The sequence below is a fragment of the Bacillota bacterium genome, assembly GCA_013177945.1.
Taxonomy (GTDB): Bacteria; Bacillota; DSM-12270; order Thermacetogeniales; family Thermacetogeniaceae; genus Ch130.
In genome coordinates this window covers 1-13,739 of record JABLXW010000021.1, presented here as the reverse complement: position 1 = coordinate 13,739, position 13,739 = coordinate 1, and the positions used below count along the sequence as shown (strand labels likewise).

Annotated in this window: 11 protein-coding genes; all 11 read left to right on the top strand. The window is 52.2% G+C overall.

Features of this window, described 5'->3' with window-relative positions:
* Positions 1-235 precede the first annotated feature (235 nt).
* Positions 236-2,656, top strand: a complete 2,421-nt coding sequence (locus tag HPY58_12635) for a copper amine oxidase N-terminal domain-containing protein (GenBank protein NPV30468.1) — start codon at positions 236-238, stop codon at positions 2,654-2,656.
* Between the two features lie 138 nt (positions 2,657-2,794).
* Positions 2,795-3,871, top strand: a complete 1,077-nt coding sequence (locus HPY58_12630) for an iron ABC transporter permease (protein ID NPV30467.1) — start codon at positions 2,795-2,797, stop codon at positions 3,869-3,871.
* Positions 3,872-3,904: 33 nt separating this feature from the next.
* A complete protein-coding gene (locus HPY58_12625) occupies positions 3,905-4,963 on the top strand; it encodes an ABC transporter substrate-binding protein (GenBank protein ID NPV30466.1) in 1,059 nt (352 codons plus the stop codon).
* Between the two features lie 115 nt (positions 4,964-5,078).
* Positions 5,079-5,894, top strand: coding sequence for a class I SAM-dependent methyltransferase (locus tag HPY58_12620; protein ID NPV30465.1), 816 nt, complete (start codon positions 5,079-5,081; stop codon positions 5,892-5,894).
* 43 nt (positions 5,895-5,937) lie between these two features.
* Positions 5,938-7,542: a diguanylate phosphodiesterase gene (locus HPY58_12615; GenBank protein ID NPV30464.1), complete on the top strand. Its 1,605-nt coding sequence runs from the start codon at positions 5,938-5,940 to the stop codon at positions 7,540-7,542.
* Between the two features lie 252 nt (positions 7,543-7,794).
* Positions 7,795-8,784: an ABC transporter permease gene (locus HPY58_12610; protein ID NPV30463.1), complete on the top strand. Its 990-nt coding sequence runs from the start codon at positions 7,795-7,797 to the stop codon at positions 8,782-8,784.
* 38 nt (positions 8,785-8,822) lie between these two features.
* On the top strand, positions 8,823-9,668 hold the full coding sequence (locus HPY58_12605) for an ABC transporter permease (protein NPV30462.1): 846 nt from the start codon (positions 8,823-8,825) through the stop codon (positions 9,666-9,668).
* 47 nt (positions 9,669-9,715) lie between these two features.
* Entirely contained in the window at positions 9,716-11,416 is a 1,701-nt protein-coding gene (locus tag HPY58_12600; protein ID NPV30461.1) for an ABC transporter ATP-binding protein, read from the top strand.
* A 295-nt stretch (positions 11,417-11,711) separates the two neighbouring features.
* Positions 11,712-11,978 carry an ABC transporter ATP-binding protein gene (locus tag HPY58_12595; protein ID NPV30460.1) on the top strand — a complete coding sequence of 89 codons (267 nt, stop codon included), beginning with the start codon at positions 11,712-11,714 and terminating at the stop codon, positions 11,976-11,978.
* Positions 11,979-12,064: 86 nt separating this feature from the next.
* The gene (locus HPY58_12590) at positions 12,065-13,183 is read left to right on the top strand and encodes an ABC transporter substrate-binding protein (GenBank protein NPV30459.1); all 1,119 of its coding nucleotides are present in this window, start codon (positions 12,065-12,067) and stop codon (positions 13,181-13,183) included.
* 312 nt (positions 13,184-13,495) lie between these two features.
* A partial coding sequence (locus HPY58_12585; GenBank protein ID NPV30458.1) for an ABC transporter substrate-binding protein occupies positions 13,496-13,739 on the top strand: 244 nt, incomplete at its 3' end.

Sequence of the window (13,739 nt, the reverse complement as noted above, 5' to 3'; positions counted from 1 at the left end):
CGAATAGTAGCAAGGCAAGCTCGAAAACAAGACCCTGCTCGGAGCAGGGGTTAAAACCTTCTTATACTTTCTCTTCAGAACTCAAAAAATACCAGGAGTGCAACGCAACCACGAAGGTTGCCCCCACTGAAAGGAGGGATATTCTTTCGTGGTTTTCTTTTTCCCCAGAGACTAAAAACCCTTAAGCACATTTGGGTTTGTCCTTAAATCTTGACCAGAGGAGGATGACAGGAAGATGAATTTCTGGGCTTTTAAGGTTTACAGGTCCGGCAGGCTTTCGCCTCTGCTGGCGGGTTTCCTTTTGTTAGGATTTCTGGTTTTCTCCCTGGGCGTTCCCATAAAGGCCGAGGCTGCTACCACAAACTCGGCGCTCTGGTGCCCGAACGTGGTCGCGGACGGCACCCCCCAGCAGCTCGGCGGGCTCTACATCAGCGAGAGTAATGCCATGTCGATTAAGCCGGGCGACTGGGTGACGCTCACCCTTCCTACCTTCACGGAACTCCAGAAAATGACTTTTTACTTTGTTAAGTCCGGTAGCTATTTCCCAGTAAATCCGACACCAAATCCAGCCATTATAGATTTTTTGAATGTACCCTACGACCAGGAGATTTTATTAACCAAGGATCAATCAAGCGAGATTCGGCTTCAGGTCACAAGCAGGCAGAGTGTTACCCTGAAAGTGTACGCTGCACCTTCTCCGCCAACGACAAACACTTTCAGAACCTACATTTACTTCGACGAGGTCGTCATCAAACCGGTGGCGCCTGAGGATCTGGAATCCTCCGACATCAAAGTGACGCTAGACGCGCCTTCGACCGCTGGCTTCACTTCAGGCACGGTAACCATTGGCAAGCTCCTCACAGGGGGCGGGAGCACGATCACCGCGGATTCCCCGACGAACATCACCGAAAACGGTGGGGATATTGCCCAGATCACGCTGAAGGAGGACTCCCCCGGGGCCCTGAAAAAGAACGCTGATGTTTTCCCGAACGGCGACACGGTGAAGCTGGTCCTGAGCCCCGGCTTCACCTGGGATACAGTGAAGCTCATCCCGCAGGGAGGCTTTGGAGCCGGCAGCGTGACTTACGCCGTTTACACCGAGGCGAACGGCTGCAGTGCCCTCTACCTCAAGATTTTGAAAGAGAGCAGCGCTTCAGATGCACCCGGTGAAGGAAAACTACCAGGACAGATTATTATCAAGGCTTCGGTCAAAGCTAACGAGCCCTTCACCACCGCCCGCGACGTGAAGGTCACCTACGGAGGCACCAATCCCGGCGTGGGCGGGGAGAAGGTGGCCGAGGTGACGGTGGCGAAGTACATCGTCTCCGGCCTGGCGGTGGCGGCCAAAAGTACCCTCGACGTGGTTGCCGGGAGGCTCAACCAGCAGATCGGCAACATTACCATCGCCGAGGGGATGCCGGGGGACCTGCCCCAGGGGAGGCTCGTCAGGCTCACGCTTCCCGAAGGGGCGAAGTGGAACCGGGAGCCCGAGGTGAGCCTTGAAGCCGGTGAGAAGGTACTTCAAGGCAACAATCTTGTAGTCCCGATAAGCTTCCAGGGCTTCGAGAACGAGCGCCGGACGGCTGTGTACAAAGTTACCACGGCGGTGAGTAAGCGCAATATCTACTGCTTCAAGAACGGGACAGTCGACCTCGCCCTGAACGCGCCCGAGGAGTTGAGCGTGACCGTCAAGGGTCCGGGCATCAACAGCACCGTGACCGTGGCCAACGTCCAGGCGCCGGTGGCGCTAAATGCCGCGGGCGGCTCCGTCCGCATCGGGGCGCAGGAGCAGGCGGTCGGCGACCTCACAATCCAGGAGAACCTGGTGGGGGCGCTCAGGGCCCGGGACGCTGCCGGGAACCGGGCGGTGCTGAAGCTCACCCTGCCCTCCGGGGTGCGCTTTGCCAAAAAGCCCACGGTGGCAGTGGCCGCGGGCGACCTGGAGATCGACGGCGCTGGGATCAGGCTCGAAGACGGGGACCGCGTCCTGGTGATCCCGGTGAAGCAGTCCAGCGCCACACCCGTAGAGAAGCAGGCGGCGGCAAAGGAAAGCTCTGAGGAAGAAGAAGGCGCCGGGGAAACTACTGCCGAACAGGTGGGGAGCACCGTTACTGTAAAGGATGTCTATCTCACGGTGGACCGCACCCTCCCTGAAGGAGACATCACCCTTGAGGTGACGGGGAGCGCCCTGACCGAGACCGGGAGCCTCTTCTCCGAGCCGCTCAACAAGCTCACCTGCGTGCTGGCGAAGTGCCTTACTGCTGCCCCGGCGGTGGTGAAGGCCCAGGTGGTCTTCACCATCGGGAGCAACAAGTACCTCGTCGGCAACGAGGAAAGGGAAATGGACGTGGCGCCTTACATCAAAAACGGCCGCACCTACGCCCCGATCAGGTACCTCGCCTACGCCGTGGGGCTGACGGACGACAACATCCTCTGGGACGGCCAGGCCAGAACGGTCACTCTGATTGCCGAAAAGCGCGTGGTGCAGTTTAAGGTGGGTGAAAAGTCCTACCTCCTGCAGGGTGTGCCGGTTCCCATAGACGTTGCTCCTGAAATTGCAAGCGGCCGCGTGATGCTCCCCTACAGGTTCGCGGCCCAGGCCCTCGGCCTGAAAGTGGATTGGGACGCGGCGAAGCAGCAGGTGATCATAAGCTAAAGAAACTCCAAATACAGTCTCGGGGCGGCTCGGGGATACCTTTGCAATCCCCGGCTGCCCCCGGGATAAAAGGGGTGGGGAAACTTGGCCGTCTCCGTGACTACTGGAGAAGCCGCTGCAGCCGGCAGGAGCGTTGACATCGCGCAGATCAGGGAGCTGTATACCCGCTATGCCGCCCGGAAAATTGCCCTCTTGGGAAGCCTGGTCTTGATCCTGGTTGGCATCGGGCTGTTCGCTACGGCAACCGGGGCCGCCGGGATCAGCGTCTCAGATGTCTGCCGTGTCATCGCGGGGAAGGTGATTCCCGGCCTTCACGTAGTTCCCTCGAGTGACCTCGCAGAGACGGTGGTAATGGAGCTCAGGCTTCCAAGGATCCTCCTTGCTGCCCTTACAGGGATCAGCCTTGCCGGGGCCGGGGTGGTGATGCAGGGCATCCTGCGCAACCCCCTCGTCTGCCCGTATACCCTTGGCCTTTCCAGCGGAGCGGCCTTCGGAGCAGCTCTCGCCATCATCCTCGGGACGGGAATCTTGGGGGCCGGCTTCAACGTGATGGGAAGGTATCTGATCGTGACCAATGCCTTCGTTTTCGGGTCCCTGACGATGGTCCTGGTGTACGGGGTGGCGCGGATCAAAGGTGCGGTTCCGGAGACTTTGCTGCTTGCAGGTGTGGCCTTCGGCTACCTTTTTCAAGCCGGAGTCTCCGCCCTCAAGTACATCTCCGAGCACGAAGCCCTCAAAGAGCTGGTTGTCTGGCTGATGGGGGGGCTGTGGGGTGCGAGCTGGGACACGGTCTCGATTCTCTTCCCTGTTGTGCTGGTCTGCCTGGGGCTGCTCGTCCGCTACGCCTGGGATCTCAACGTGCTCGGCGCCGGGGAAGATGTCGCCATGAGCCTGGGCGTTAACGTAGGGCGGTTGAGGGTGGTGTCTCTTGGTCTGGCGACGCTTGTCTCCTCGAGCACCATTGCCTTTACCGGGATCATCGGATTTATCGGTTTGATTGCCCCCCACATCTGCCGCATCCTCATCGGAGGTGATCACAGGTTTTTGATCCCCTGCTCCTGCCTCACAGGCGGTGTTCTGCTTTTGCTCGCCGATACTTTAGCCCGGATTGTGCTCGCGCCTGTAGAAATTCCGGTGGGAATCGTCACCTCGCTGCTTGGCGCTCCCTTCTTTATCTACCTGCTCCTCAAGCGGAAGCGCCAGTGGTGGTCTTAAGCAAGCAAAAAGCGAAGGGAGGTTGTGTTGCTCATGGTGAAAGCGAAAAATGCGATTGCGCACTGTCTGGCTCTTGTTCTGGTTTTCAGCCTGGTCTTGGGGCAGCTTGCCTGCGCTCCGTCAGTCCAGGCAGCATCTAAGAGAATCACCATCACCGATTCCCTGGGGCGAACGGTCAGGGTTCCCTACGCTCCGCAGCGCATCATTGTGACCAACAGCGATACTGCAGAAATGATCTGTGCTTTAGGGGCGGCAAATTATCTTGTCGGCGTCTCGGATACCTGTCTGAAAGACCCGTTATTGAAGCCGAAGCTGAAAAAGGCGCAGGATGTCGGGAAATGGAATGCGCCCAATGTGGAGAAAATTGTGGCCTTAAGGCCTGACATTGTTTTTGGGTATCCAGGATACACCAAAGACGAAGTGATCGTCAAGCTCCAGAAGGCAGGGATTCCGGTAGTCCTTCTCGACTGCTACAAGTGGAAGACTCTCGCCCAGGACATCCGCACCTTGGGCAAGATCCTCGGAAAGGAAAAGCAGGCGGCGGAGTACATCGCCGTAATTGAAAAGTATCAAAAGTTGATCGAAGGCCGGACCAAGAAGCTGCCGCTTGCTAAGAAACCTTCGACCTACGTTGAGAGCTATACCGATTACTCCAGCGTCAGTGCCGGCTCCGGCGGTGCTCAGATGCTGGAGGCTGCTGGAGGAAAGAATATTGCCGGCGGCTTTCGGATTCCCTACCCCAAGGTCAGCCCCGAGTGGGTTCTCGCCCAGAATCCGCAGGTGATCATCAAGGCCGTCAGCAGCACCAGTGTTCCTTCAGGCCTCGGTGAATCCGCGGAAGCGATGAAAAAGAAGCGCGCCGAGATTATGTCGCGGCCGGGCTGGAAGAAGATTTCGGCAGTGCAAAAGGGAAGGGTCTACATCGTCTCCAGCGACATTTGGACGGGCCCCCGGGCGGTGGTGGGGATCGCCTACATGGCCAAATGGATCCACCCCGGCCTCTTCCGGGACCTGGATCCTGCGGCCATCCACAAAGAGATCCTGAAAAAGTTCCACGGCGTCGAGCCGAAGGGCGCCTGGGTTTATCCGTAAATTGTATCCTGAATAACGAATGGTAAATCAGAAGGGAGGGTGAATTTTGCAGTTATTTCCGTCTGACAGGGAGTTTTGGATAAAACTGTGGCAAGATGCTCGGGAAAACTCGCCGATGAGGCGGCGGCGCTGCCGGAACGGGAGTGAGATGATAGAAAATTGGAACCGGCGTGCTCAGTGTTATGCACAAAGAACCAGTGAACAGAACGCCCGGGAAAGACAAAAAATGGTGATTGCTATGCTGGAAAAGGAGGGCGCCCTAAGACCCGGCTTCAGTGTGCTGGATATTGGGGCGGGACCGGGGAATTACACCATTCCCTTTGCCCGTCTGTGCAGGCAGGTAACCGCCGTCGAGCCTGCCGCCGAGATGGTAAGAATTCTTAAGGACAAGGTGGCGGCCGAGCAGCTGGAAAATGTCAGAATCATACAGCGAACCTGGCAGGAAGTTCGGGTGGAAGAGGAAGGAATGACCGGTCAGTTTGATCTGGTGTTTGCTTCGATGACGCCCGGGGTACAGGACCCGGAAACGCTGGAGAAAATGATTAAGGCCTCAAGAGGTTATTGTTATCTAAGCGCTTTTTCCGGCCAGCGTTGGGGGCGAGCGCACCGCGATCTCTGGCAGCGGTTCTTTAACGAAGACATAGGAGGTAACCCGGGGGACATTTTATATCCTTTCGGTTTGCTTTATGCCATGGGTTACCGTCCCAATCTCCGCTTTGTTGCCAATCGCCGCATGCGGGAACACAGAATGGAGGAGGCGATTGAGGAGTTGACCAGGTTTTTCTGGAATTATATGGACATAACCCCAGAGGTCAGACAGGTGATAGAAGAGTACGTTAGAGAACATGCCCGAGATGGCGTCTTTCAACAGGAGACTGGAGGCTGCTGGGGGATGATGCTGTGGCGCGTCAATGACGTGGTTGCTGGATGACTGACTACGCAAATTATTACGACTGAAATTGGGGGTGTGAGGGATGCGGAGGAAAAACTCATTATTTATCTTGATTATGCTTTTGGTTTTTTCTTTAAGTGTTGCTCTGTTCGGTTGCGGAAAAGATCAGGCATCAAGTGAACAAAAAGCTGATTTGGTAAAAAGTGAGAAAAAACAGCAAGCAGACACAATCAGGTTAGGAGGAGGAGATTGGGGATACCCGACACCTTTTGCCCATTATTCCAGAGGTCCAGGTTCTCGCAAGATGCGCCTGATTTTCGATACCCTCGTGGCCAGCGATGCCGAGGGTAAGATCCTTCCCAGACTGGCCGCTGATTGGCAGGTCAGCGAGGACGGCCTGGTCTACACCTTTAAGCTCCGGCCCGGAGTAAAGTGGCACGACGGCCAGCTGCTCACAGCCGAAGACGTGGCTTTCAGCTATGAATACCAGAAGCAGTACCCCCCAGTCAGTGCTGCTGATCTTTCTGCTGTAAGAAAAGTGGAGGCCGTGGACGGCCAGACGCTGAGGATAGAGCTTGGCCAGCCGGAACCCCGTTTTTTGGCCAACCTGGCAAGTTTCACCATTATCCCGAAGCACATCTGGGAAAAAGTCACCGATCCCTATAACTTCGTTGCTCCCGAGGCCGCAGTGGGATCGGGACCTTACAGGTTGACTGATTACAGCAAGGAGCACGGCACGTATCGATTTGAGGTCAATCAAGACTTCTGGGGGAGCAAGCCGCGCGTTAAGGTGATCGAGTTTGTTCCGGTGAGCGAGGAGGTCCTGGCTTTCGAGCAGGGGGAAGTCGACCGGATCACAATTCCGCCCGACCTTTTGCCCCGGTTCGAAAATAATCCAGAGTACCGGGTCATGCGCTATGAGACCACGTGGGCCTACCGGCTTTATTTTAATATGAAGCGGCGGCCGGAACTGGCTGACAAGGTTTTCCGCCAGGCCCTGGCCTATGCCATTAACCGCCAGGAGTTGGTGGAAAAGGTGGAGCGCGGCGCTGCGGTGCCGGGGAACCCTGGCGTGCTGCACCCCAACAACAAGCTTTACAATCCCCAGGTGCCTCAATACCCTTATAACCGGCAGAAAGCGGAAGACCTCTTAAATGGCCTGGGCTATAAGGACACCGACGGCGACGGGGTACGGGAGAGCAGTCGCGGGAAGAAGTTGAGCTTCCAGTTGCTGGCCGACGAGGGAAGCGCCCGCCTGGCAGAACTGATCAAGCAGCAGCTGGCCCTGATAGGTGTGGAGATCAACGTGAAGGCTGTCGATATGAAGACGAGGGACGCCCGCTTTAAGGAGGGAGACTTTGAGCTCTGCATCAACGGCAGCGGCGGCGGGGAAGACCTAAAGGAGATAACCAGTAAAAGCAAGGCCAGGGCTACAACTACCACCGCAGCAGTGATCGGTTACCATAACCCGGAGGTCGACAGGTTGTATTCCGCCCAGGAGAAAGAAACCGATCCTAAAAAGCGCCGGCAACTGATGGCCGAGCTGCAGCAAATCGTGGCTGAAGACCTGCCCAAGCTTACTTTATATTATAAAAACTCCTTGGCGGTGCACCGGCCTTCGGTATACGACGGTTGGAGCCAGGAAACCTATCACAGCGACAGCCGGGAAAACTTTGTGGACGACTGAGGGGGAGGAACAGAACACCTTCTTCTTGGTCCAGTTCTGGCTAATGACGGTTAGATCCGCGTGGTATAGAAGCAGCGAAGAAGGGTTCTGGCAGCTCAAGGGAGTTTATCTAGAGAGTTTATCTGGTGAAGGGGGGAGCTCCGCTCTCCCCTGAATTCCTGTCGCGGCTACCGGCAGAAAAGTTATCCAGGCGACGGGTGAAGGGGGTGCCAGAATAGATAAAGCATGCAAGTGCGGGGAGGCCGGTACAATATGCGGCGGAAGAGAGGTTCGAAGCTCCTGGAATACGGCATCACCCTCTGGCTTGTGATCACCTTAAACTTTCTTCTCCCCAGGATAATACCGGGCGATCCCTTCCTGGTGCTCACCTCGGCTGATCCGGAAAATGAGGAAGTCGTGCTGAGCGAAGAGCAGAGGCAGTTTTTCTTTCACTACTACGGTCTGGACAGGCCTCTTGGTGAGCAGTATCTGTCTTATATCTGGGAGTTATTCCGCGGGAATTTAGGGTACAGTTTGTATTACAAGGAGCCGGTAAGCCAGATTATCCTGCGCCGGCTACCATGGACGGCATTTATGGTAATTGCGGCGGTTGTATTTAGCACCGGCATCGGCGTTATTTTGGGCAGCATATCTGCCTGGTACCGGGAGAAATGGCTGGATAGACTCTTGTTTTTAAATATGATTTTTCTCTCGGAAATTCCGGCCTTTCTCTTGGGGCTTATGCTTCTTTTTACATTCGCCGCGGGGCTGGGCCTGTTCCCATTATCAGGAGCGATAACCCACTTTATCGATTATCATGGCTGGTGGGAAAAGCTTTTGGATATTTTACACCATGCTTTTTTACCGGTGGTTGCTCTAACCATTGCCCACCTGGGCGGCATGTATTTGCTTGCCAGAAATAGCATGGTAACGGTATTGGAAAAGGATTACCTGCGTACTGCCTGGGCAAAAGGACTTCCCAAAAGACGGATCATTTTTCGTCATGCTCTGAGAAATGCCCTGCTTCCTATAGTAACACGCGTGTTCTTAAGCCTTGGTTCTCTTGTGGGTGGCGCCATACTTGTGGAAAATGTTTTTGCTTATCCGGGGCTGGGGCATTTAATGCGAGAATCGGTAAAGTTTCATGATTATCCAGTTATCCAGGGGATTTTTCTGGTAGTAACCATATGTGTTTTAACGGCGAATTTCTTTGCTGATTTAGTTTACAAAAAACTTGACCCGCGGGTCGGTGATGCGGAGTAGAAGCCAAAAGAGAAAAGGTTTGAGGGGGCAGTCCCGAGTTGTCGGTAAAAATAATCGAGTTGGTAAAAGAATTTTCGCTGCCGGGAATAGCCGGTCTTGTGGTGATTTTCGCCGTTCTCCTGATAGCTCTTTTTGCTCCCTGTATTTCAATACATCCTCATAATATCCCCTCCGGACCACCGCTCTCGCCGCCCGGAGGGGGGCATCCTTTAGGAACCGATGAGCTTGGTATTGACCTCTGGTCCCAGATATGTTACGGGGCCAGGGTCAGCTTGCTCGTGGGTTTTGGGACAGCTTTACTGGCAGGCTTAGGCGGCGGCTTGATTGGTATTGTTTCAGGATACCTGGGCGGGTGGCCCGATAAGGTTTTAATGAGGTTAATTGATGTTATGATTGTGCTGCCGGATTTTCCGCTGATGATTGTGCTGGCAGCCTTTTTGGGTCCAAGCCTTTTGAATATTATTTTGGTGCTGGCCCTGTTTTCGTGGGTTTTCCCCGCAAGAATTGCCCGTTCTCAAATCTTGATGTTAAAAGAACAGAGTTACATCAAATCGGCGGAAACATATGGTGCCGGCGCCTGGTATTTAATGTGGAGGCACTTTCTCCCGGAGGTCTTCCCTGTGGTGGCGGTGAATATGATCAGGCTTACGGGAAGGGCAATCGTGTCTGAGGCCGGGCTTTCCTTTTTAGGGTTGGGTGACCCCACCTCTAAAAGCTGGGGCTTGATCATTCATCATGCCACCAATTTTCGGGGAATTTATTACACTGACTTTTGGAAGTGGTGGCTGCTCTACCCGTGGCTTACGTTAACTGCAATGGTAATCTCACTCGCCTTCGTCAGCCGTGATTTGGAGCGAATTGCTGATCCGCGTATGGGAAGGTGAACGCCTGCTTTCGAGGGGGTGTTGCTTTGACCGCTGACGGTAAATTTTTGCTGGAAATAAAGAATCTATCAATTACTTATCATACCGTAAACCCACCGGTGAAGGCTGTTGACGCCGTGTCCTTGCAGCTCAGAAAAGGGGAGAGCCTGGGAATTATCGGGGAATCCGGGTGCGGCAAGAGCTCCCTTGCCCTGGGGATAATGGGGCTTATTAAACAGGGCAGTGTTGAGGGAGAAATTTTTTACAACGGCCAAAAGCTGACTGGATTGCCAGAGAAAAAGTTAAAAAAGTACCGGTGGAAACATATTGCTCTGGTATTTCAAAATTCCCTGGAGGTGCTTAATCCCGTACTTAAAATCAAAGAGCAAATAGGTGAACCCTTACGGACTCATTATGACCTGTCTCCTTTAGAGATTGACCAAAAGGTAGTAAAACTTTTGGAAATGGTAGGCCTGGACCCGAAGTGGCGGCACTATTATCCTCACCAGTTATCAGGGGGGATGAGGCAGCGGGTGCTTTTGGCCATGGCTTTATCCTGCGACCCGGAATTATTAATTGTAGACGAGCCTACCACGGCGCTGGACGCCATGAGCAAAAATGATATTTTACAGTTGTTACAAAAATTACAAAAAAAATTACGTTTGACCATGGTCTTAATATCACACGATTTAGGAGTAATTAAAAAACTTACCTCCAGGGTTATGACCATGTACTGCGGGCGGGTAGTCGAGCTGGGAATTACCTCGGAAGTGCTTAAAAACCCCATGCACTGTTATACCCGGGGCCTGCTTAATTCTTCCCCCAACCTGTTTAAATACAAGGACCTTTGGGGGATCGACGGGGAACCTCTCTCGGGAAATTCTATAGGAGGTTGCGCTTTCTATTCCCGGTGCTGTCAGCGCGAGGAAAGCTGCAGCAGGAGCAGGCCTCCCCTCAAGTATATAGGCCTCGAGCGTATGGTAGCCTGCCACAAAGGAGGCATTGAAACATTTCTCAGGGCCGAAGGCATCCGAAAAACGTATAAGCTGAAAGATATGGAAATTGAGGCGGTAAAAGGCGTTAGCCTGGAAATAAGAAGTGGTGAAGTGGTTGCACTGGTGGGAGAATCCGGTTCCGGCAAGTCAACGCTGGCCCACATTTTGGTGGGTGTTCTGCCGGCTGATGCGGGCCACGTTTTTTTCAGAGGTAAAAAGGTGGAGGGAAGATGGGCCACCAAAATGATCGGAGGTATGCAAATTATCTTCCAGGACCCCTTTTCCGCAACGAGCCACCGCATGAAAGTTTTAGATGTAGTCAAAGAGCCGCTGGATATAATTAAGTGGGGAAGCAAAGAAGAAAGGGAAGAGCAGGCAATCAAGGCGCTGCAGATGGTTCAACTGTCCGTTGATCCGGGATTTTTGAACCGTTACTGCCACGGCTTGAGCGGGGGACAGCGCCAGCGGCTGGCAATAGCGCGGGCACTGGTAACTAACCCAAAATTATTAATTGCGGATGAAGTAACCTCGATGCTGGACCCTTCTACGCAGGCCAATCTTTTAAGAGAACTTAAGGGGCTCCAAAACAGGTATGGGTTTGCCATGCTTTACATTACCCATGACTTGCATTTGGCCCGAAAAGTTGCTGATAAAGTTTATGTTATGCATCAAGGTGAAATCGTGGAAACCGGCGTTTCTTTTGAAATATTTGATAATCCGAAGCATGTTTATACAAAGCGACTTTTGAGCGAAGCTTTTAGCAGTTTGGTTTAACCCTGCACGGGGTCGGAGATAAATGCCGGGTTACAGCAATCTTCTTAAAAAGTGAACTGCAGGGAGCAGGTTTTACATAAGAATACGGCGTGGGAAAAGCAGGGCTACGAAGGTCCTTCCTGCCTGAAGGCAGGTTGGGTTTTTGTGGCCCTTTTTCTTTCTTTCAGTTAAAATTTTTAAATTAAGCTTGTTCACTCCACGAAAATGTATGCTCCCGGCTGGAAAAACGCATCAAGGCGAGGCTTCGTAGCAGGGAGCGAGAAGGGGAAAATGTCAATTTATCAGGAGAAATTTTATTGAAAGGAGCGGACGCGATGAAGCTGAAGGTAAAGGGAATCGTTTTTGCTACGGAAGCCGGGAAGTGCTTCAGGACGTGGAGCTGGAGGCCAGGGCAGGGGAGATTCTTGCCATCATCGGTCCCAACGGGGCGGGCAAGAGCACCCTGCTCCGCTGCATCAACAGGATCCTGAAGCCGTATCTGGGGACAGTCTTTCTAGATGGTAGAGATCTTTTTCTCTTAAGCGGCCAGTGGTTAATAAGCATGATTAACAGGACAGACTGACCTTAATAAAACACATGACTTGTAACAAGGTCTGTGTTCTTGTTGAATATGGGATGCTATCAGGTAAGGATATATGTAATTTCAGAATGGGGGAGATAGAAGTGAAAGGCTCAAAAAAATTATTTTTATATATAACACTAATAATAATATTTACTCTACTGGTTAGCTTCACTTTTTCATGTAAAAAAGCATCACGTGAGACTGCTGCCAAAAAAGCATCAGAAGAGACTGCTATCAGCTATCCTAGGAGGATCATTGATTCTCTCGGTAGAAGTGTAACTGTTAATAAACCGGTCGAAAGGATAATCGCATTGGGTAATTACCGGTGTGAGGCGGTTAAAGTGCTGGGAGTTGCTGATAAAATAGTAGGTATAGATTCAAATTCGAAAAAGAACAGTCCTTATTACTTTCCGGAACTGATTGACAAACCGGATGTCGGAACCTGGACGGTGCCCAACGTTGAGGTGATAGCCAGTTTACATCCGGATATAGTCATTACTTCTGCAAATCAAGAACGACTTTCAAAACTTGAGGAAAAACTTAAACCCCTGGGAATTACAGTAATTGGATTTGATTTTTACAGGGAAGACCGCATTAAAGATGAAATTAAAAAGCTGGGATACCTTCTGGAAAAGGAGGATGAAGCACAAGAGTATATAAAATGGCGGGAGCAATATGAAAAAATAATTAATGAATATGTAAGAGATCTCAATGAAGAAGAAAAACCAAAAGTATTTATGGAATGGGGATCTAAAGCGGGCACAAGCTATGGCAAGGGATCCAGCGGCCAGGCTGTATGCACTTTTGCTGGGGGTAGGAATGTAGCCGCTGGACTGCCTGAATATCCGACTGTGAGTATGGAGTGGGTGGTAAAGGAAAATCCCGACGTAATAGTGAAACACGTCAGCATAGAAGAGGGAAAGTGGGGTTGGAATAACCCAGAGGAGCCAAAGAAAATAATCGCTGAACTCGAGAACCGTCCTGGCTGGAGTATTATATCCGCAGTTAAGAATAATAGAATCTACTTGCTGAGTAGTGAGATTGCCTGGGGGCTGGATGGTATTGTCGGCGCTGCTTATTGGGCAAAGTGGTTTCATCCATCGTTGGAGATAAATCCGAAACATATTTATAAAGAATACCTTGAGCTTTTCCTGGGAATCGAATGCCCGGAAGATATAATATTCGCCTATCCGCCGGTAAAGTAATTGATGAGGAAGTTACGCTGGCAAATTAACTTATTCACCCTGTAGTACGGCGGGGATTCATATAGTGAGGCGGAAAAAATAAAAGAAGGATTTCTTGCCTAAATATCGAAAGGGTTAAACAAACGCCAGCTGGAGCTGGCGAAATAACTCCGGGAAGAAGAAGCTTCATTTTTCAAGTTTAAGTAATGTTGTAAAATGAGCGTTCAGATTTGGAAAGCAGGGCCACGAAGGTCCTTTCCTGCCTGAAGGCAGGTTGGGTTTTTGTAGCCCTTTTTCTTTCTTGTTGCGAGAATCAGAGAGGGGGAATTGGGAATGAAAAAGAAATTGTCTTTAAAGCTGTTAGTGTTCGTCTTTATCGTTCTTTTATCCCTGGCGGCTGCGGGATGCAGTCGAAATGAACAGCAGGCAACGGGCGAGGCAAAAAAAACTACCATCACCATTAAAGATTCCACCGGGAAGGAGATTACCGTTCCCAGAGGATTGAGCAGGATCGTGTTGCTCAATTCAGATGCTGCTGAAGCCCTGCGAATTCTCGGAGTTTCCGGGGATATAATTG